Origin of the sequence: Nonomuraea sp. NPDC050547 (assembly GCF_044457345.1) — a bacterium.
Taxonomy (GTDB): domain Bacteria; phylum Actinomycetota; class Actinomycetes; order Streptosporangiales; family Streptosporangiaceae; genus Nonomuraea.
The window spans coordinates 41,018-60,252 of record NZ_JBITGW010000030.1 but is presented as its reverse complement, the minus strand read 5'-3'; the positions used below and the strand labels follow the sequence as shown (position 1 = coordinate 60,252).

The window sequence follows — 19,235 nt, the reverse complement described above, 5'->3', positions numbered from 1 at the left end:
CCTTGTGGCGTCTGTCCTTCCGTCCGATGAACCTACAGGGGTCTCTGTGGCTGTCACGCCCGCTTCCACCTCGCTCGATTCCTTCGACCTGGATCCCGCTTTCGCGCTGCACCGCGGCGGCAAGCTGGAGGTCCGCTCGACCATCCCCGTCCGTAACAAGGACGACCTCTCCCTCGCCTACACCCCCGGAGTGGCCCGCGTCTGCTCGGCCATCGCCGACTCCCCGGAGCTGGTCAACGATTACACCTGGGTCTCGAATGTGGTCGCCGTCGTCTCCGACGGCACCGCTGTGCTAGGCCTCGGCGACATCGGCCCGGCCGCCGCGATGCCCGTCATGGAGGGCAAGGCCCTCCTGTTCAAGGAGTTCGGGGGCGTCGACGCGGTCCCCATCTGCCTCGCCTGCACCGACGTCGACGCGCTCGTCGAGACGGTGGTACGGCTCGCGCCCTCCTTCGGCGGCATCAACCTGGAGGACATCAGCGCCCCCCGGTGCTTCGAGGTCGAGGACCGGCTACGCGACCTGCTCGACATCCCGGTCTTCCACGACGACCAGCACGGCACCGCCATCGTGGCCCTGGCCGCGCTCAAGAACGCCGCGCGGGTCACCGGACGCTCCCTGTCCGACCTGCGCGCCGTGGTGGCCGGAGCGGGCGCCTCCGGTGTCGCGGTGAGCCGCATCCTGCTGGAGGCCGGCATCGGCGACATCGCCGTGGCCGACTCCAAGGGCCTGCTCCACCTGGGACGTACCGACCTCAACCCGGTCAAGGCCGCGCTCGCCCGCGACACCAACAAGGGCGGCCATTCCGGCTCCACCGAGTCGGCGCTCGCCGGCGCCGACGTCTTCATCGGGCTGTCGGGCTCGACCGTCGCCGAGGAGGCCATCGCCTCCATGGCACCCGACGCGATCGTGTTCGCCCTGTCGAACCCGACCCCCGAGATCGACCCGGCCGCCGCCCGCCGCCACGCGAGCGTCGTGGCCACGGGCCGCTCCGACTACCCCAACCAGATCAACAACGTGCTGGCCTTCCCCGGCGTCTTCCGCGGCGCCCTCGACGTGCGCGCCCGCACGATCACCGAGAACATGAAGGTGGCCGCCGCCGACGCCCTGGCCGACGTGGTGGCCGACGACCTGACCCCCGACTACATCATCCCGAGCCCGTTCGACGCCCGGGTGGCGCCCGCGGTGACGGCCGCCGTCGCCGCCCAGGCCCAGATCGACGGGGTCAGCCGCATCTAGTCCCGCACGATCGCAGCGCCCGGCCGGAGCAATCCGGCCGGGCGCTTTCTGCAAGCCGTTCTTAAGCGACGTTTGAGAAGCTCGCGGAAACGTCGATCTTGGAGGACAGATGAAAGCCGTTCTGGTCAGCGCGGCGGCCGCCGCGATGCTTCTCGTCGCGACCACCCCGGCCTCCGCGGAAACCGCCACAGGCCTCAAGACCGTGTACGGCTGGGCGAAGATCTCCGGCAACTCCCACCTGATCCTGACCCCGTACAAGGCGTCGCTGGGCGAGATCGGGGAGAGCGGCCTGCTCGGCTGGTCACTGGACAAGAAGACCGGCAAGCCGATCCGGATCGCCTACACGGAAGGGCTGGACTACCGCCAGGTCAACAAGAAGTGCGGCAACCGGGCCGCCGGATACCCCCACGACAGCGCCACCAAGAAGGCCTACGGCAAGACCAAGTGCGACCCGATCCACCTCTGGCAGCGGCTCAAGAAGGGCCGCATGGCGGTGCGCGTGGTCTTCGACGACACCAAGCGCCCGATGGCCGTACGCGTCTGGGAGCTGAACCTGCCGTAGCCCGCCTCGTCTTTAGGAACTGCAGAAAACCTCTTTACTCTTCGTGCTATAAAGGGAGCGCTCTGTAAGGATGGCGGGCGCCGGCTCCCGGGCGAGGAGAGCTATGGAACGCGAGCCCAACCGACTGCTCCAGCGAGTCATCGTGGAGGCGGGCTTCTCACACAAGGGCCTTGCCCGGCGGCTGAACGATCTGGGAGCAGCGCGCGGCACCCCCGGCCTCAAGTACGACCACAGCTCCGTTCTGCGCTGGATCGGTGGTCAGCGGCCGAGGGAACCGGTTCCATGCCTTCTCGCGGAGATCTTCGCGCTCCGGCTCGGCAGGCCGGTGACCGCGGAAGAACTCGGCATGCCGGCCATGACCACACCCCTCGATCTCGGGCAGGAGTTCACGCACACCTGGCAGGAGGGGGTCGCTACCGTGACAGCACTGTGGCGCGCGGATGTGGAGAGGCGGAGGTTCCTGCTCGACTCGACGTTCGCGATCGGGGCGGGCTCGGTGGGGGCCCTGCGCTGGTTGGCGGCGCCGGCGGAGGGGAGGCCGACCGGCGGGGGAGGGCGCAGGGTCGGCAACGCGGACATCGCCGCGATTCACGAGGTGACCCGTTCGTTCGGGGAACTGGACAACCGATTCGGCAGCGGCCGCGTGCGCTCCTCGGTCGTGAAATATCTGGACACCGCCGTCTCGCCGCTCCTCAAGGACGGCTCCTACGGCGAAGCCACCGGCCGCCAGCTCGCCTCGGCAGCCGCCGAACTCACCCGCCTGGCCGGCTGGATGGCCTACGACCTCGAACAGCACGGCCTCGCCCAGCGCTACCTGATCCAGGCGCTGCGCCTGGCCCGCGGCGCCGCCGACCACGCCCTGGGCGGTGAGATCCTGGCCGGGATGGCCCACCAGGCCATCTACATGGGTCAGCACGGCCACGCACTCGACCTGGCCCGCGCCGCGCAGCTGTCGGCCGGGCGGGCGGGAGTACGGACGCTCCTGGCCTCCGCCCACGTCCTGGAGGCCCACGCCCACGCCGGACTCGGCGACGCCCGTGCCTGCGGCGTCTCGCTCAACGAGTCCGAGCAGGCCTTCGCCGCCCGCCGTACCGAGGAGGAGCCGGCGTGGCTCGGGTACTTCGACGAGGCGTACCTGGCGGCCAAGTTCGCCCACTGCTTCCGCGACCTCGGCGACGGCGAGCGCGCCGTCCGCCACGCGCGCCGCTCGCTGCAGATGGACGGCCGCTTCGTGCGCGGCCGCATGTTCAACCTCTCCCTGCTGTCGGCCGGGCTCCTGCAGGACGGCGAACTTGAGGAAGCCTGCGCCGCCGCGACCGACGCGCTGGTCCTGGGCGCCGAACTCCAGTCGGCCCGCTCCCGCTCCTACGCCGCCGACCTACGCCGCCGCCTCGAACCGCACCAGCAGGAGCGGGCCGTACAGGAACTCACGGAACGCACCCGCGACCTGGCCTCCGTCTGACGTCACATCCGGCGCCCGCGAATCGTCACTGCGGGTATGGACAGCAGTGATGACGAGGACAAGCTCTTGGCCGACGCCGTGCGGCTGGCCTTGCTGGACGTGCTGAAGACCCTGTCACCGGCCGAACGGCTCGCCTTCGTGCTGCATGCTCTGTTCGGCCTGCCGTACCAGGAGATCGCGGCCCTCCTGAACCGCTCACCGGCGGCGACGCGGCGGCTCGTCGACGACGCCCGCCGCCGCCTGGACGGCCACCTCTGAACACGCGAAAGCCCGCGGCATGGCCGCGGGCTTTCGTCGTGCCGCTCGCTAGTGCAGGATCTCGCCGTTCGGGCCCACGACGGACTTCGTCTCCGCGTAGGTCGCCTTGTTGTAGACGTCGGCGGTCTCGCTGTCGAAGTAGGCGGAGCTGATGAAGTCGATCCGCTGGTTGCCGTCCTGGTCGTGGAAGATGCTGGTCACGCCGTTCAGGTAGCCGGTGCGCTTGGCGTTGTTGTACCTGAGCAGCCAGGGCCCGCCGTCGGCGCCGCCGGTCAGCGAGCACTTGAGCACCTGGTGCTCCTCCACCCTGAAGCTGTTGACCTGGTAGGTCTTGGTGCCCGTCTTGCCGTAGCAGAACTTGGGGGTGACGCCGGAGTACGGCTTGTCGCCGTCGGGGTGCGGGTCACCGGGGTAGCCGAAGGCGTAGACCGGCTGGCCCTTGGGCTGGTTCCACGCGAACCCCTGCCCGCCCACGACGTCCCCGAGCTTCCCGGTGTCCTTGGCGAGACCGATGATGTACTCGGCCACGAAGTACTTGCGGCTGGTGCCGGGCTTCACCCACTTCTGCGTGTAGAAGTGGGTGATGGTGTAGTTGCCGTACTTGTCGGTGCCGGGCTTGCCCGGACCCTTGTAGGCGTCGTGCGCCGCCTTGGTGACCTGCTCCACCACGGGCTCGCCGAACTTGAAGCCCTGACCCTTGCCGATCTTGGCGTCGGTGTAGGTCTTCTCGTTGACCTCGACCTTCTCCAGCACCGCGCCGGGGAAGTCGGGACCGACCAGGTCGGCGGGCTTGTCCTCGCCCTCGGACCAGCAGTCGCCGAGGTTCAGCTTGCACTTGGCGAACTCTTCTGCGGTGATCTCGCGGGGTTTGATCCACTTGTCGCCGGCCCAGGCCTTGTACTGCTGCGCGGTGACCTTCTTCTCCTCGGTCAGCGTGAAGCCGTTGTGCACGGCCACGAAGGCGTAGTCGCCGTCATAGTCGTCGTACACGTCGAGGTCATACGTGGTGAAGGCGTACGCGCCCGCGTAGACGCCCCAGGGGGCGTTGCCCTGGTAGTAGCCGGGTACGAAGACCCACTTGCGGTAGACGTCCTTGCCGTCCTCGTACACGCAGTGGCCGGCGGTCGCGACCAGGTTGCGGTGGCGCGACTGGATCGAGGTGGCCGAGCACCAGCGGTAGTCGCCCTTGCGGTCGAGGAAGAAGACCTTGCCGATGCTGCGGGGCAGGTTGACGTTCTTCACCTTGGCGCCGGGCTTGGACGAGGTGATCGGGGCGGTCATGCCGGGTTTGCCGTCGAACTTCTTGGCCTGGGTGGTCACCAGTTTCGGGACATCCTTGGCGTCCCAGTGGTACTGGGTGGCCTTCTTCAGCGCGGCGGCGTTGCCGTCCAGCCAGAAGAAGGCGTTGCTGTAGGCGTCGGCCGGCTTCGGAGCGAGCGGATCCTGGACCCAGCTGGGCTCGGCGGCGGCGGGGAAGGCGACGGCGGCAGCACTCAAACCGGCGACGGCGAGGGGGACGAACAGGCGCTTCACAGGGGGGCTCCACAGGAGTAACAAAGGGGATGTCAGGACCCTATCGACCCTTGCGCCCCTCTGATAAGGGATCTTCGCGGAAAATTCCTGAAGAATGCCGAAGGGCCCGGCACAAGCCGGGCCCTTCGGGTGATGCTGGGGCGAGTCAGAGTTTGGACCTCCGACTCAGGTGATCACGAGGTTACTTGGCAACCGCGGTGATCGGGCCGGACCACACGTTCGCAGCGGCGGAGTACACCGAGTGCGTCTCCTCGTCGAAGTACGGCGAGGACATGTAGTCCCAACGGTCGTTGCCGTCCGTGTCGTACAGAACGCTGGTCACGCCGTTGACGTAGCCCATGCGCTTGGCGTTGCTGTACTTGAGCAGCCACGGGGCGCCGTTGTAGCCGCCGGTGACGGCGCACTTCAGCGACACGTGCTCCTCGATCTTCAGGCTCGCGACCTTGGTGGCCTTGGGGCCGGTCTTGCCGTAGCACCACTTCGGCGTAACGCCGGAGTAGGGCTTCGAGCCGTCGGGGTGCTTCGAGTAGGGGTAACCGAAGGTGCGAACGACCTTGCCGGTGCCCTGGTTCCACGAGAAGCCCTGGCCACCGACGTTGTCACCGAGGCGACCGACGTCCTTCAGCGCAGCGCTGAAGAGGTAGTAGTCGGTGCGGGTGTACTTGGTGGCCTTGCCCGCCTTGTACCACTGCTGCACGAAGTAGTGCGTGATGGTGGCGTTGGTGTTGCCGTCGACCGCGACAACGCCCGGGTAGTCCTTGGTGGGCGTGGGCAGCGCGTCGCCCGGCTTCCAGCTCGGCTTCTGCTTCTTGATGTAAGCAACAGCCTCGTCGTAGGTCACGTGCTCGACCACGGGCTCGCCGTACTTGAAGCCGTTGCCCTTGCCGACCTTGGCAGCGTCGTAGATGAACTTGCGAACCTCGACCTTGCCGACGACAGCGCCGGGGTAGTCGGGGCCGGAAGCCTCGTCAGAGCTGCCCTCTTCGACGTTGTAGTCGTCGGTCGTGGCGGGGTCGAGCTTGCCCTTCTTGTACTCCTCGGCGGTCACTTCGACGACCTTGGTGTCCTTGGACCCCGTGAAGGCGTCGTACTCCTTCTTCGTGACCTTCTTCGCGTCCGCCTGCACGCCGCCGATACCGTTGTAAACGGTGACGAAGGCGTAGTCGCGGTCGAAGTCCTCGTAGTTCGAGAAGTCGTAGTGGGTGAAGGCCTGCTTACCCACGTAGATGCCCCACGGAGTCTTGCCCTGGTAGTAACCGGGAACGAAGACCCACTTGGAGACGACTTCGCCGTTGTTCTTGTAGTCGTACGCGCAGTGGCCAGCGGTCGAGACCAGGTTGCGGTACTTGGCCTGGATCGAGGTACCGGAGCACCAGTAGAGGTTGCCGTCGCGACCCTCGAAGAAGACCTTACCGATGGACTTCGGCAGGTTCACGTTGTGGGACTTGACGGTGACCTTCTTCTCGGCACCGATCGGGGGGAGCTCGCCGGGCTTGGTGTTGCCGACGTAGCCGCCCTTCTCGACGATCTTCTTGACGTCCTTGTTGTCCCAGTAGTAGGCCGTGGCCTGCCGCAGGGCAGCGTTGTTGGACTTGGTCCAGAAGTTGAGAACCTCGGCCGCCTTGGCGTTCGACGCCGCAAGGGCGTCGGCGTCAATGTTCGGCTCGGCCTGGGCGGCACCGGCGAGGCCGGCGGCCAGAAGACCAGTGGCCAGGATGGCGCCACCGGCGGGGAGGAGGATGCGCTTCAAGGTAACTCCTTGCGCTGTCGTGGAACGCCTCTTGCGTCCCATGCGTCAGTAAAGGGATAGCCAGGAACATACAGCGCCGATCTTGAAAACAGGAACCCGCTTCGGGCGGAAAAGATGGGACAAGTCGGCCGTGATCGCTTCGTGATGTTTATGCAGCCGATGTGGCTGACCGGGCGAGAGGCCAGACCTGTGATGTTTTCGCAGATCAACAGATGCTTGTTGCTGGTGTGACGTGTGGGGTTGGGGTGTTGCCTTGATGGGCGGTTCGCCCCCAATGTGACGCAGATCACATCAAGTTCATGGCACCGTCTGCGGACCCCATGCGTCCAAACGGCTTCAACTTTCGGCGGGACAGCCGTGGGGCCCGGCGATTGCCGGGCCCCACGGGTTGTTCACGATCTACGAACAGCTAGTGCCGCTCGCGTTGCGTTACCTAGAACGCCTTGCCGGACCACACCTTGGCGGCGGCCTTGTAGACAGCCGCGGTCTCACCGTCGAAGTACGGCGAGGTGATGGTGTCGACGCGGTCGTTGCCGTTCTGGTCGGCGAACGTGCTCGTGACACCGTTCACGTAACCGATGCGCTTGGCGTTGCTGTACTTGAGGAGCCAGGGGCCACCGTCGGCGCCCTCGGTCATCGCGCACTTGAGCGCGACGTGCTCCTCGATCTTCTTGGCGGCCGAGGCGGCCAGCTTCGAAGAGGTCTTGCCGTAGCACCACTTCGGCGTGATGCCGGTGTAGTTCTTGTTGCCGTCGGGGTGCGGGGCGGCCGGGTAGCCGAACACACGGACGTACTTGCCCGTGGGCTGGTTCCAGGCGAAGCCCTGGCCGCCGACGTTGTCACCGAGGCGACCGGCGTCCTTGACGAAGCCCTCGATGATGTAGAACTCGGTCTTGTAGAACTTGGTCGCCTGGCCCGGCTTGTACCACTGCTGCACGTAGTAGTGCGTGATGGTCCAGTTGCCGCGCGCGTCCTGCTTGACCGTGGCCGGGTACTTGACCGGGTCCTTCTTCTGGTTCTCGACGTAGGCCTTGGCAGCCGGGTCGGTCACGATCTCGGTGACGGGCTCGCCGAACTTGAAGCCGTTGCCCTTGCCGATCTTCGCGTCCTTGTACTTGTCCGCGCTGACCTCGACCTTGGCGACCTCGGCGCCGGGGTAGTCGGGGCCGGTCGGCTCGGCGTCCGAGCCCTTCTTGACCCAGCAGGCCTCGATCGAGGTGGGGTCGAGCTTGCACTTGCGGAACTCCGCGCGAGTGATCTCGACGTCCTTGGCGTCCTTGACGCCCTGGTACTTGTCGAACTCGGCCTTGGAGACCTTCTTGGCGGTGCCGTTGCCGAGCTGGACGCCGTTGTAGACCGTGACGAACGCGTAGTCGCGGTCGTAGTCCTCGTAGGTGGAGAAGTCGTAGTGGGTGAAGGCCTGCTTACCCACGTAGATGCCCCACGGCGTCTTGCCCTGGTAGTAACCGGGGACGAAGACCCACTTGGACATGACGTCCTGGTTGTTCTTGACGTCGTACACGCAGTGGCCGGCCGTGGCGACCAGGTTGCGGTACTGCGACTGGATCGAGGTGGCCGAACACCACTTCTTCTCGCCCTTGCCGTTCACGAAGAACACCTTGCCGATGGTCTTCGGCAGGTTCACGTTCTGAACCTTGGCGGTGGTCTTCTTCTCGGCGCCGATCGGGGGCGTGGTGCCGGGCCGGCTGTCGGCGGTGTAACCGCCCTTCTGCTTCAGCTTCTCGACGTCTTTGCCGTCCCAGACGTTGGACTCCTTGGCGCCCTTGAGGGCGGCGCCGTTGTTGTCCGCCCAGAAAGCGGCGATGGCCTTAGCGGTGGCTGCGCTCTTCGCCATCGCGTCGGTGTCGACGTCGTTGGCGGCCGAGGCGGTGCCGGCCAGGCCGGCAGCCAGCAGGCCGGTTGCCAGAACGGCTCCACCGGCGGGGATGAGGATGCGCTTCAAGGGAACTGCTCCTTGGTCTGTCGTGGGTCGCAACATGCGTCCCATGCGTCAGTAAAGGGATAGCAAGGAACATACCCGTGTGATCTTTGCAGGTGGAAGCCGTTTCGCCCGGTCTGGTAGTCACCCTTACCGCCGTGACCGTGCTGTTATCTGTCAGATACAATTACCCGCGGTGATCGTTTGGGCATGTTTTCACTGGCCAATCGGGGGCATGTGGCGAACGGTGCAAATGAGCGGTAAGTGCCTCGGCACTCCCCGTGGCCCGGTGAATGTGACATAGATCACAGGAACCAGATGGGGCCCTCACCCCGTCTAAGTCGCTCCGATCATGAGCGGGCACGGGTGCGCGGCGGTCCTATTCGGGCAGCAGACGACCGCCAGGGATGCGAACCGGCCGCCCGTGAGCCAGAAACCCCACTGGACGTCGACGCCGCCCGTGAGGGATTCGGTCGCGTTGGCCAGCCGTACGGCACGCCCGACGCGCTCTTCGTCGGCGGGCAGGAGCAGCTTGCGGCACGCCGGCGTGTACTCCCGGCCCAGCCAGCCCACCGCGTCGGCGGCGGACTCGAAGGTGGCGGCCACCTGGCGGCGCGGGCGCGCGAGCCAGTCGGCGGTGCGCACCGGAGGCAGCGGCGAGCTCGGGAACTCGGGCGTGCCGGTCCGGCGCTCCTCCTCCAGGCGCAGTTCCTCGCCGATCCCGGTCCACCGGTAGGCGTGAAAGTGGCCGGCCATGCTGGGAGATATGCCCAGAAACGCGGAAGGGGCCCGGCATCGAGCCGGGCCCCTTCACACGGTGGTCTTACTTGTAGAGCTCGCCGTTCGGGCCGACGACCTTGCCGGACCACACGTTCTTCGCGGCGTTGTAGACGTCAGCCGTCTCGCCGTCGAAGTACGGGGAGGTGATCCAGTCGATGCGGTCGTTGCCGTCCTGGTCGGCGAAGGTGCTGGTGACACCGTTCACGTAACCGAGACGCTTGGCGTTGCTGTAGTTCTTCAGCCAGGGGCCGCCGTCGTAACCGGGGGTCACGGCGCACTTGAGGCCCACGTGCTCCTCGATCTTCAGCCAGGAGGCGCCGACCTTCTTGCCGGTGGTCGGGCCGTAGCAGGTCTTCGGGGTCACGCCCGAGTAGACCTTGTTGCCGTCCGGGTGCGGCGCGTACGGGTAACCGAAGGCGCGCACCGGCTTGCCGCTCGGCTGGTTCCAGGAGATGCCCTGGCCGCCGACGTTGTCACCGAGGCGACCGGCGTCCACGAACTTCTTGCCGTTGTGGCCGATGCCGTTGTAGACGGTGACGAACGCGTAGTCGCGGTCGTAGTCCTCGTACGTCGTGAAGTCGTAGTGGGTGAAGGCCTGCTTGCCCACGTAGATGCCGAACGGCGCCTTGCCCTGGTAGTAGCCGGGGACGAAGACCCAGCGGTCCATGACGTCGCGGTTGCCGTCGGTGTCGTACACGCAGTGCGCGGCGGTGGAGACCACGTTGCGGTAGTTCGACTGGATCGAGGTGGCCGAGCACCAGCGGTACTTGCCGGACGCGTCCACGAAGAAGACCTTGCCGATGGTCTTCGGCAGGTTCACGTTCTGGGACTTGCCGGAGCCGGCGGACTGCGGCGCGGTCTGGCCGGGACGTCCGTCGGGGCTGTAGCCGCCCTTCTGGACGACCTTCTTCACGTCGGCGGCGTCCCAGGTGTAGGCCGTCGCGTTGCGCAGGGCTGCGTAGTTGGACCGCATCCAGAACGCGGCGACAGAGTAGGCCGCCTTGGTGTTGGTGGCCATCGGGTCCTTGGCGATGTCGTCGGCGGCCTGGGCGGTACCGGACAGGCCGGCAGCCACGAGACCGGTCGCCAGCAGAGCGCCACCGGCCGGGAGAAGGATTCGCTTCAAGGTAACTCCAGGTTGCGCTGGTATGGGCGCTCCAAGCGCGCCGAACTCAGCAAAAACGGACAGCCCGGAACCTACAGCGCTGACTCGTGTCATGTGAATTTTCGGTAGATCATGTCAACCGGTCCAACACGCGGTGTGATCGTTCCGAGACAGAAGGAGTGCCTGATCACAGAGTCGACCTATGGGGCCGATGTGACTTGCCTCACTTTTCGCTGCTGCCCTGTGCGTCGGCCTGCCGGTAGACGTCGGCGGTGGTGGCGATGAAGGGGGGCGCGGACACCGCGTCGTACGCCCCGCGGGCGTCGCGGTTCCAGGTCAGGCTGTTGACCCCGTTGAGGTAGCCGAGCTTGGTCGAGCTCTGGAACTTCCACAGCCAGGGGCCGCCGCTCGCGCCCGCGGTGAGGTTGCAGGGCTGGAGCAGGACGCCGTACTGCAGTTCCCGGCTCGGCGCGGTCGTCTTGCTGGTGCCGCCGGCGCAGGTCTCGAGCGTCTTGCCGTTGAAGGGGCGGGTGCCGTCGGGCTGGGCGCCCGCCGGGTATCCGAAGGCGTTGACGCGGTTGCTGTATCCCTTGGAGATCGCCAGGCCCTGGCCGCCGACGTTGTCCTGCAGCTTGCCGACGTCCTTCATGGAGTAGGTGCCGTCCTTCTGCTTCTCCCAGACGAAGCCGCGGTGGACGGTGACGAAGGCGTAGTCGAAGTCGTAGTCGCCCTTGACCCAGTCCTCGTGCAGGCTGAGTGAGGCGCCGACGTAGATGCCGTCAGGCGTGGTGCCGTCGGCCTGCGGGTTGGGGACGAAGATCCAGTTGTGCGCCTCGCCGGGCTGGCGTGGGTCGTAGGCGCAGTGTCCGGCCGTGGCGACGACGCTCTTGCTCTTGGACGCCACCGCGCTGGCCGAGCACCAGAACTCCTTGTTGCCGAACCGGAAGAAGACCTTGCCCATGGTCTTGGCGGCCGAGCCGCTCTTGGGCAGCGCGGGCGCGACGTCGCGGGGGCCCGTCTTCGCCTTCTTCGCGGTGGCGGAAGCGGCCTGTACGGCGGCGCCGGCCGACGACCCGGCGGCGGTCGAGGAGGCAGCGGGAGCGTTGCCCGCGGGCGTGGCCGGCGAGTAGCTGTCGGCCTTCTTGAGCCGGTCGGGCTGCCAGTACTCCGCGACCTTCTTCATGTCCGCGTCGGTCTTGGCCAGCGGGACCGTCATGACCTTGCTGGGCGCGGCGTTCGCGATCCCTGTCAGGGCAGGCACCATCAGCAGCGCGCCGAGGGCGGCGGCCGCGAGGGACCTGACCGGGGGGATCATGAAATGCCTTTCTTGGGGTCGTAAGGGAGGATTTTTCCAGATCGACTCACTCTATGGCAGCTCGGATGGAGATTCGTTATCTGATCAAGGTTGACGTGTGTCCCATAAAGCCCATGTGAGGCATGCGTCCCGCGCGTCGGTCGTTGGCCGCCGATGATCTGCGAGCAAGGCTGCCAGTATGCGACTCATGTGTCTCGCCGTCCTTTCATGTACGGCTATCGCCGCTGGTCCAGCCGCAAATCCCGCGGAACCACCGAAGAACGGATTCGTGCTCACCCACGGCGCCCGCCACGTCCTGCTCGTCTGCGACGGCAACCCCAGCGTGCACCCGCGCGCCACCGAGGCCTGCGCCGCGCTGACGGCCACCGCGGGCAACCCGGCGCGCATGCCGGTGGCGCAGGTGCTGTGCACGGAGGAGTACAGCCCGGTGAAGGTCACGGCCACCGGCGTCTGGGGGGAGCGGCTGATCAACCACACGGCGGTGTACGGCAACCGCTGCAGGATGAGCGCCGCCACGGGCCCGCTGTTCGCCTTCTGAAGGGCCTCGGAAACGGGGAAAGTCCCCGGGGAGGGCCCGGGGACTTTCAGCTCGCGTCAGACCGCTACAGCGGGAAGTTGCCTGTCCACCGGTTGGCGGCGGCCTTGTAGACCTTGTAGGTGTCGGCGTTGAAGTACGGCGACGAGATGTGGTCGTACCTGTCGTTGCCGTCGGTGTCCCACGCCACGCTGTTGACGCCGACCAGGTAGCCGGTGCGCGAGGCGCTCTTGTAGTTGTAGATGAACGGCCCGCCGCTGGCGCCGGCGGTGAAGGAGCACTTGAAGCCGATGTGCTCCTGCAGGTTGTACTTCGGCGCCGACGGCATCGGCTTGGTCTTGCCGTAGCACCACTTCATGGTGCGGCCGGTGAACGGCTTGTCGCCGTCGGGGTGCTCGCCGGCCGGGTAGCCGAAGGAGAAGACGTTCACCTTCGTGCTGCGGTTCCAGGCGAAGCCCTGGCCGCCGACGTTGTCACCGAGGCGGCCGACGTTCTTGACCGTCCACTGCCACTTGCCGTTGACCTTCTCCCACTTGACCTTGATGCCGTTGTAGACGTTGACGAACGCGTAGTCGAAGTCGTAGTCCTCCTTCACCACGAAGTCGTCGTGCGCGTTGAACGTCCTGGCGGCGTAGATCCCGTAGGGAGCCTTGCCCTCCCACGCGTTGTTGCCGTCCCAGTACGACGGGATGAAGATCCAGTTGTCGTAGAAGACGTCCTTCTTGGTGTCGTAGACGCAGTGCGCCGAGGTCGCCACCATGTTGCGGAACTTGCCCTGGACAGAGCTGGCCGAGCAGAAACGCCAGCTCTTCGGGTCGTTCGGGTTGGCGCCGGGCAGCGTGAAGAAGACGCGGCCGACCGTGTTGGGCAGGTTGACGTGCTTGCTCTTGGCGGTCTTCGTCTTCTCCTCGCCGATCGGCGGGACCGATCCGGGCGGACCGTCAGGGCTTTGGGTGCCGCCCTTGACGCCTCTGGACGAGATGTCCAGGGAGTCCTTCATGTCCGTGGCCAACCGGATGCGGTCGGGCGTCCAGAACTGGACTGCCTGAGTCGCGGGCGTCGTCGCGTTCTTGGAGACGACGTCCTTGGGTGCCTGAGTCGCCGAAGCGGTGCCGCTCATCATGCCGGCGGCCAGTCCGATGGCCACGAGGCCGGCGAGCGGAATCGCCATGCGCCTTGCTCGGGAATTCATGGAGCTCCTTCCAGTTCTCGGCGGCCCAGAGCGGGGTACGGCGCCCCGGTGGGCCAGGAAAACGCTGGGAACGCTAATGAATGGCGCGGGGCGAGTTCCAGGAAACGACGCGAAAAAGTCTGGGCCGGTTCCGTTCCGTTATAGAAATAGCAATTGGGCATGTATTCTCAATCGGTATTCGCGCAGGTCTCCAAGGCGCCCGGAATTCATTTTCCTCACAGATAACAGGGGTCACTTATATCCGTGCGCCGCCTGTGCTCACTCCGGTCAGAAACGTCACAGGCGAGCCAAACCGAATCTTGTTCTGGTTAGATGGGTGGCATGGATCCGCGCACCCCCTGCCTCGTCGGCGCCGCCCAGCTGACCGTCCGGACGCAGCCCGGACCGGAACCCCTCGTCCTCTGGGAGCACGTGGCCAGGCAGGCCGCGCGCGACGCCGGTCTCGCGCCGTCGCGGCTCGACTCGATCGGGCTGGTCTACACCGATTCCTGGCAGTACGACGCGCCGCCGTACCGGCTGGCGGAACGGCTCGGCGCGGCGCCGCGCCACAGCGTCTACTCCAATGTCAGCGGTACGGCCCCGCAGATGCTCATCGGCGCCGCGGCGGGACGGATCGCGGCGGGGGAACTGGACAGCGCTCTGGTGGCGGGGGCGGAGGCGCTGGCCACGCGCAGGTACGTGCGCAAGCTGGGCGAGCATGTGGCGTGGAGCCATCCGGCCGATCCGAAGCCGCCGTACGGGTGGGACCGGCCGCCGCATCCGGCGGAATTGGCGCACGAGTTGTTCCTTCCTGTCCACACTTATCCGATCCTGGAGACGGCGCACCGCTTTTCCCGAAATATGGCGATAAGTCGGGAAATGTCGGAGCGAGCGCGGTTCATGTCGCTTATGTCGGAGGTGGCGGCGGCCAATCCCCATGCCTGGCGGCGGGAGGCGTTTTCTCCGGAGGAGCTGGAGTCCGGGCGGTTCGTCGGCTGGCCGTACACCAGCAACACGGTCGCGACGCTGGAGGTCGACCAGGCCGCCGCCGTCATCCTGGTCAGCTCGGAGCTGGCCGACCGGCTGGCGATCCCGCTGGAGCGGCGCGTGTACCTGCGCGGCTGGGCCTACGCCGAGGACACCTGGGAGGTCGCCGCCCGTCCCTCGCTCGCCTCCTCCCCGGCGATCGCCAAGGCGGCCGAGGCCGCGTTCGCCCGCGCCGGGCTGGGTCTGGACGACATGGCCGCGCTCGACCTCTACAGCTGCTTCGCCATCGCCCTGCGGCAGGCCTGCGACGCGCTCAAGCTCGACCTCCTGGACCCGCGCGGCCTCACGGTCACCGGCGGCCTGCCGTACGCCGGCGGCCCCGCCAGCAACTACGTCCTGCACTCCACGGCCACCATGGCCGGGCTCCTGCGCTCACAGCGCGGCCACGGCCTGGTCACCGGCGTGGGCATGCACCTGACCAAGCACGCCTGCGCCGTCTGGTCCACCGAACCCGGCGGCACGCTCGGCGACGCCGCCCCCGTGCACACCGCCACCCCCGTCCCCATCCAGGACCTTTACGAGGGCCCCGCGACGGTGGCCGGCTACACGGTCGCCCACGGCCGCGACGGCGCCCCCGAGCGCGCCATCCTGGTCGTCGACGTCCCGGGCGGCGCCTCCAGGGCCCACGCCGTCGTACGGCGGGCCGACCTGCTGGCCGACGCCGAGACCCGCGAACTGGTGGGCCGCCAGGTGCGCCTGCGCCCCGAGGGACAGGCGAACGTAGCCGATTGGTGACAGGCCAACCCGATGCGCGGCCGTAGCCGAGCGGCTACCCTTCGTGTGTTGACATTTTTATGTCACCGGCGAACGCTGGAGTCATGCGGAGGACCACGGTGCGCATCGACGAGACGCTCCTCAACGAGGCGAAGGCGTACGCAGCACGCAACGGACGCAGTCTCACCTCGGTCATGGAGGACGCCTTGCGGCAACTACTCAACCGCTCCACCGAGGCGGCCCAACGCCCACGGGTGGAGCTCCCGGTCTCCGGATCTCGTCTCCGGCACGGGATCGAGCTCACCCCCGAGTTCATCAAGGACCTGCTCGACCGGGAGGACGTCGAGCATCACGTCAAGTCGGTGGACGATGCTGCTGAGTGACGTCAACGTCCTCGTCAACGCCTTCCGCTTGGAGGCGAAGGAGCACCGGTCCTGCCGCGCGGTCATCGAAGAGCTGGTCAACGGCGATTCGGCCTACGCGGTCTCGGATCAGGTGATCAACGGCTTCATCCGGATCCTCGCGAATCGGCCGCTCTATGAGAACCCGGCCACGATGGAGGAGATCCTCGCCTTCGCGGAGCTGGTCCGCAACCAGCCCCACGCGATCGTGGTCAGCCCGGGTGAGCGTCATTGGGAGATCTTCACCGTTTTGTGCAAGCGGATAGGCACGAACCACAAGCTCGTGCCCGACGCCTACCTGGCTGCGCTGGCGATTGAGCACGGTTGTGAATTTGTGACCTGTGACAAGGACTTTGCCCGGTTCGAGGGGTTGCGCTGGAGGTCGCCGCTCAACTGAACTGGGGCCGAGGGCGTAAGCCGCACTACTCCGCGAGGATCGCTGGTGGCGGATCAGTTCGACGTCATCGAGGCCGGCGAGAAGGGGCGTCGGCGGTGGATCGGCATCGTGGTGCTGGTCGCGGTACTCGCGGTGCCCGTCGTCGGCCTGCTGGCCAGCCGGGCGCCGGAGGCGGAGCCGCCCGCGCGGCCGACGGCCGACCCGATTCCGACGTTGACGACGCTCACGTCCGCACCCAATGTGCTGCATGCCCAGGCGCGTGCCAAGGGGGCCGACGAGGTCATTCAGGTGGTCTTTCCGCATGGGCTGCGGGCTGATGTGCGGTATCCGGCCGAGCTGGGGCTCGACGACCTCGGGTCGCGGCCGTTCGTGGGGCTGTGGATCGCCGGCGGGGAGTTCTCGCAGTACCGGCAGCTCGCGGCGCCCTACGGGGGTGACGTCGAGGTGACTCGGGGGGAGAAGCCGCTGCGGTCGTTCACCGGCAACGTCACGCTCTGGCCGCGCCCGCCGGGGCCGGGGCTGGTGGGGCAGGTGATGTTGTTCGCGTTCGGGCCGTGGCGGATGGCGATGTACGACCGGCCGACCGGGATGCGCTTCGAGCAGCGGATGGAGCTGGCCACGAGCCTCAAGGGAACGGTGACCAAGGACGGCTACCTGGTGCTGAAGTCGGCGGGGCGGATCCGGCTGGCCGCGCCGGGTGACGGGCGGCGTAGTGATCCGGTGGGGCCGCAGTTGCTGTTCGGCGGCGGGTCCAGCGACATGCTGGCCCTCGTGCCCACACCGGGCTGCGCGCTGCCGGAGGTGCCCAGCGCGATGGGCGCGCGCGGGCGCCACACCGAGTCGGTCTGCATGGGCGACTTCATGGTGGCCGCCTCGGGCTCCCGGGAGTTCGTGCGAACGGCGGTCAGCAAGATCCGCATCACCGTGAAGTAACCGGCCGGCGGTCTGTGGGAGCGACGCGAAACCGGTCCGTGAGGGTGCCGTGAATCCGGTCTGTGAGGGTGCTGAGGAACCAGTCTGTGAGAGCGCCGGGAAGCCAGCTTGTGAGAGTGCCGCGGAATCAGTCTGTGAGGGTGCCGCGAACCGGCGGTGGCGGGGATCAGGGTGGTCTTCGCGGCAGGAACGCAGCGGTGGGTCAGTGGGTGGCGCTGGTCAGGTGGCGGCGCGGGCGGGTGCGGGCGGCGCGGCGGGCCTGGTAGGCGAGGGGCATGTACCGCAACCGCTCGGGCAGCCGCGGCGTCACCATCGCCACCAGCCGCCCGATCCGCCGTAGCCGCCGCTCGTCGCGGGCCGTCCACCTCAGGCCGAGCGTCGCGCGGACGGCGGGCGGCAGCGTCCCCACGGTCACGAACGCGTTGAACCCCCCGGAGGCCACCCCCACCGGCATCCACAGCCGCCGCACCGCCGCGGGCAGCCGAGGCGGGGCGGGTGTGCCGCGCATGACCGCGAGCACGTCCAGCGCCGTGGGGTGCGCCTCCAGTCGGTGGGCGACCATGTCGTCGAAGTAGGCACAGAAGGCCGGCATGTCCGGCGGCATCTCCCGCTCGGGCACCCGCAGGATCCGGGCGAGCCGCCGTGACTCGGCCAGCATCCGTTCCTCGTCCGCCGCCGAGTAGGGGGTGCCGAACACCCGGTTCAACGTCAGGAACCGCTCGAACAACGACCAGTGCACCCACGCCCACGCCTCGCCGTTGAGCGCGTGGTAGGCCCGGCCCCGCTCGTCCACGCCACTGATCGGCTCGTGGAGCTCGCGGAGGCGCCGGCCTTCCGCCAGGCCGTTCTGCCCGCCGTACACCCAGGTCTGGACGGAGGTGAGCGTGCGGTCCAGGCGGCCCCACGGGTCTTGTTTGAACGTGGAGTGCTCGGCGACGGCGGCGCCCACGGCGGGGTGCATGGTCTGCAGGATCAGCGCGCTGCCGGCGACCAGCAGGTTGCGGTACTCGCCCGCGGTGTCCCAGTGCATCGATCCCGGGCCGAAGGGCTCCACGTCCATGACGTCGCCTCCTGGGTGATACATCCTCTCTTTCGTTGTATCACCCAGAAGTCACCCGAGTAACCCATCACTTATCTAGAGGGTGAAGACGATCTTCCCGAAGATCTCGCCCTCGTGCATCGCGGAGAACCCGGCCGCCGCCTCGGCCAGCGGAAGCGTCCTGTCGATGACCGGGCGTACCCCGGTCTGCTCCAGGAAGACGGCCAGGCGCTGGAGCTGGTCTCTGGTGCCCATCGTGGAGCCGACCACGGACAGCTGCAGGAAGAAGACCCGGTTCAGGTCGGCGGGCGGGACCGCGCCGCTGGTGGCGCCGGAGACCACGATGCGGCCGCCCGGCCTGAGCGACTTCAGCGAGTGGTCCCAGGTGGCCTGGCCGACGGTCTCCATGACCGCGTCCACGCGCTCGGGCAGCCGCGCGCCGGGCTCGAAGACCCGGTCGGCGCCCAGTTCGAGGGCCCGCTCCCGCTTGTCCGCCGACCGGCTGGTGGCCCATACCCGGTAGCCGCCGGCCCGGCCGAGCGCGATCAGCGCCGTGGCCACGCCGCCGCCGGCGCCCTGCACCAGCACGGTCGCGCCCGGCTGCAGCCCGGCCTTGTCGAACAACATCCGGTAAGCGGTCAGCCACGCCGTGGGCAGGCAGGCCGCCTGCTCGAAGCTGAGCGCCGCCGGCTTGGGCACCAGGTTCCGCTTCGGGACGGCCACGCGCTCCGCGAAGGTGCCGTCGTAGGTCTCCGACAGCAGGGAGCGCTTGGGGTCGAGCGTCTCGTCGGCGCCCGAGCCGATCACCGAGTGGACGATGACCTCGTTGCCGTCCTCGTCCAGGCCGGCGGCGTCGCAGCCGAGCACGATCGGCAGCCGGTCCTGGCGGATGCCGACGCCCTTCAGCGTCCACAGGTCGTGGTGGTTGAGCGCGGTGGCCTTGACCGTGACGGTCGTCCACCCGTCGGGCGTCTTGGGCTCGGCGTGCTCGCCGAGCCTCAGGCCGGCGAGCGGGTTGTCGGGATCGGTCTGTGCGGCGGTTGCGGCGAACATGGCC

18 protein-coding genes are annotated in these 19,235 nt (G+C 67.6%); 9 read left to right on the top strand and 9 right to left on the bottom strand.

Going from position 1 to position 19,235, the window contains the following annotated elements; genetic code table 11:
- Positions 1-46 precede the first annotated feature (46 nt).
- The 4 genes from ACIBHY_RS50615 (at position 47) to ACIBHY_RS50600 (ending at position 3,519) form a co-directional block, all read left to right on the top strand.
- Positions 47-1,237 carry an NADP-dependent malic enzyme gene (locus ACIBHY_RS50615; RefSeq protein WP_397258101.1) on the top strand — a complete coding sequence of 397 codons (1,191 nt, stop codon included), beginning with the start codon at positions 47-49 and terminating at the stop codon, positions 1,235-1,237.
- Between the two features lie 109 nt (positions 1,238-1,346).
- Positions 1,347-1,799, top strand: a complete 453-nt coding sequence (locus ACIBHY_RS50610; RefSeq protein ID WP_397258099.1) for a hypothetical protein — start codon at positions 1,347-1,349, stop codon at positions 1,797-1,799.
- Positions 1,800-1,902: 103 nt separating this feature from the next.
- A complete protein-coding gene (locus ACIBHY_RS50605; protein ID WP_397258097.1) occupies positions 1,903-3,261 on the top strand; it encodes a hypothetical protein in 1,359 nt (452 codons plus the stop codon).
- 36 nt (positions 3,262-3,297) lie between these two features.
- The gene (locus tag ACIBHY_RS50600) at positions 3,298-3,519 is read left to right on the top strand and encodes a sigma factor-like helix-turn-helix DNA-binding protein (protein WP_397258095.1); all 222 of its coding nucleotides are present in this window, start codon (positions 3,298-3,300) and stop codon (positions 3,517-3,519) included.
- Positions 3,520-3,567: 48 nt separating this feature from the next.
- Here the strand turns inward: ACIBHY_RS50600 and ACIBHY_RS50595 are convergent, their stop codons facing one another.
- The 6 genes from ACIBHY_RS50595 to ACIBHY_RS50570 all read right to left on the bottom strand — a co-directional run bounded on the left by ACIBHY_RS50595 (position 3,568) and on the right by ACIBHY_RS50570 (position 11,941).
- Entirely contained in the window at positions 3,568-5,052 is a 1,485-nt protein-coding gene (locus ACIBHY_RS50595) for a trypsin-like serine peptidase (protein ID WP_397310565.1), read from the bottom strand.
- Positions 5,053-5,233: 181 nt separating this feature from the next.
- Positions 5,234-6,802, bottom strand: a complete 1,569-nt coding sequence (locus ACIBHY_RS50590; RefSeq protein WP_397258092.1) for a trypsin-like serine peptidase — start codon at positions 6,800-6,802, stop codon at positions 5,234-5,236.
- 433 nt (positions 6,803-7,235) lie between these two features.
- Positions 7,236-8,765 carry a trypsin-like serine peptidase gene (locus tag ACIBHY_RS50585; RefSeq protein WP_397258090.1) on the bottom strand — a complete coding sequence of 510 codons (1,530 nt, stop codon included), beginning with the start codon at positions 8,763-8,765 and terminating at the stop codon, positions 7,236-7,238.
- 312 nt (positions 8,766-9,077) lie between these two features.
- Positions 9,078-9,497: a hypothetical protein gene (locus ACIBHY_RS50580; protein ID WP_397310564.1), complete on the bottom strand. Its 420-nt coding sequence runs from the start codon at positions 9,495-9,497 to the stop codon at positions 9,078-9,080.
- A 67-nt stretch (positions 9,498-9,564) separates the two neighbouring features.
- Positions 9,565-10,647 (bottom strand): trypsin-like serine peptidase, encoded by a 1,083-nt coding sequence (locus ACIBHY_RS50575; protein ID WP_397108402.1) that lies wholly within the window; start codon positions 10,645-10,647, stop codon positions 9,565-9,567.
- 202 nt (positions 10,648-10,849) lie between these two features.
- Entirely contained in the window at positions 10,850-11,941 is a 1,092-nt protein-coding gene (locus ACIBHY_RS50570) for a trypsin-like serine peptidase (protein WP_397310563.1), read from the bottom strand.
- 268 nt (positions 11,942-12,209) lie between these two features.
- Between ACIBHY_RS50570 and ACIBHY_RS50565 the strand changes: the two genes are divergently transcribed.
- A complete protein-coding gene (locus tag ACIBHY_RS50565; RefSeq protein ID WP_397258084.1) occupies positions 12,210-12,479 on the top strand; it encodes an SSI family serine proteinase inhibitor in 270 nt (89 codons plus the stop codon).
- Positions 12,480-12,543: 64 nt separating this feature from the next.
- Here the strand turns inward: ACIBHY_RS50565 and ACIBHY_RS50560 are convergent, their stop codons facing one another.
- Positions 12,544-13,668: a trypsin-like serine peptidase gene (locus ACIBHY_RS50560; protein WP_397258082.1), complete on the bottom strand. Its 1,125-nt coding sequence runs from the start codon at positions 13,666-13,668 to the stop codon at positions 12,544-12,546.
- Between the two features lie 321 nt (positions 13,669-13,989).
- Between ACIBHY_RS50560 and ACIBHY_RS50555 the strand changes: the two genes are divergently transcribed.
- The 4 genes from ACIBHY_RS50555 to ACIBHY_RS50540 all read left to right on the top strand — a co-directional run bounded on the left by ACIBHY_RS50555 (position 13,990) and on the right by ACIBHY_RS50540 (position 17,139).
- On the top strand, positions 13,990-15,429 hold the full coding sequence (locus tag ACIBHY_RS50555; protein WP_397310562.1) for an acetyl-CoA synthetase: 1,440 nt from the start codon (positions 13,990-13,992) through the stop codon (positions 15,427-15,429).
- A gap of 83 nt (positions 15,430-15,512) precedes the next feature.
- A complete protein-coding gene (locus tag ACIBHY_RS50550) occupies positions 15,513-15,791 on the top strand; it encodes a DUF6364 family protein (protein ID WP_397310561.1) in 279 nt (92 codons plus the stop codon).
- Positions 15,778-16,206 (top strand): type II toxin-antitoxin system VapC family toxin, encoded by a 429-nt coding sequence (locus ACIBHY_RS50545; RefSeq protein ID WP_397310560.1) that lies wholly within the window; start codon positions 15,778-15,780, stop codon positions 16,204-16,206. The genes ACIBHY_RS50550 and ACIBHY_RS50545 overlap by 14 nt, the downstream gene beginning before the upstream one ends.
- A 45-nt stretch (positions 16,207-16,251) precedes the next feature.
- Positions 16,252-17,139: a hypothetical protein gene (locus ACIBHY_RS50540; RefSeq protein ID WP_397258073.1), complete on the top strand. Its 888-nt coding sequence runs from the start codon at positions 16,252-16,254 to the stop codon at positions 17,137-17,139.
- A 202-nt stretch (positions 17,140-17,341) separates the two neighbouring features.
- Here the strand turns inward: ACIBHY_RS50540 and ACIBHY_RS50535 are convergent, their stop codons facing one another.
- A complete protein-coding gene (locus ACIBHY_RS50535) occupies positions 17,342-18,199 on the bottom strand; it encodes an oxygenase MpaB family protein (RefSeq protein WP_397310559.1) in 858 nt (285 codons plus the stop codon).
- A 75-nt stretch (positions 18,200-18,274) separates the two neighbouring features.
- Positions 18,275-19,231 (bottom strand): zinc-binding dehydrogenase, encoded by a 957-nt coding sequence (locus ACIBHY_RS50530; protein WP_397258069.1) that lies wholly within the window; start codon positions 19,229-19,231, stop codon positions 18,275-18,277.
- Positions 19,232-19,235: the final 4 nt, after the last annotated feature.

Excerpts from the sequence above, each read along its gene's own strand:
- ACIBHY_RS50610 (WP_397258099.1), top strand. The coding sequence starts at position 1,347 with ATGAAAGCCGTTCTGGTCAGCGCGGCGGCCGCCGCGATGCTTCTCGTC.
- ACIBHY_RS50605 (WP_397258097.1), top strand. The coding sequence starts at position 1,903 with ATGGAACGCGAGCCCAACCGACTGCTCCAGCGAGTCATCGTGGAGGCG.
- ACIBHY_RS50600 (WP_397258095.1), top strand. The coding sequence starts at position 3,298 with ATGGACAGCAGTGATGACGAGGACAAGCTCTTGGCCGACGCCGTGCGG.
- ACIBHY_RS50580 (WP_397310564.1), bottom strand. The coding sequence starts at position 9,497 with ATGGCCGGCCACTTTCACGCCTACCGGTGGACCGGGATCGGCGAGGAA.
- ACIBHY_RS50570 (WP_397310563.1), bottom strand. The coding sequence starts at position 11,941 with ATGATCCCCCCGGTCAGGTCCCTCGCGGCCGCCGCCCTCGGCGCGCTG.
- ACIBHY_RS50560 (WP_397258082.1), bottom strand. The coding sequence starts at position 13,668 with ATGAATTCCCGAGCAAGGCGCATGGCGATTCCGCTCGCCGGCCTCGTG.
- ACIBHY_RS50555 (WP_397310562.1), top strand. The coding sequence starts at position 13,990 with ATGGATCCGCGCACCCCCTGCCTCGTCGGCGCCGCCCAGCTGACCGTC.
- ACIBHY_RS50550 (WP_397310561.1), top strand. The coding sequence starts at position 15,513 with ATGCGGAGGACCACGGTGCGCATCGACGAGACGCTCCTCAACGAGGCG.
- ACIBHY_RS50545 (WP_397310560.1), top strand. The coding sequence starts at position 15,778 with ATGCTGCTGAGTGACGTCAACGTCCTCGTCAACGCCTTCCGCTTGGAG.
- ACIBHY_RS50535 (WP_397310559.1), bottom strand. The coding sequence starts at position 18,199 with ATGGACGTGGAGCCCTTCGGCCCGGGATCGATGCACTGGGACACCGCG.
- ACIBHY_RS50530 (WP_397258069.1), bottom strand. The coding sequence starts at position 19,231 with ATGTTCGCCGCAACCGCCGCACAGACCGATCCCGACAACCCGCTCGCC.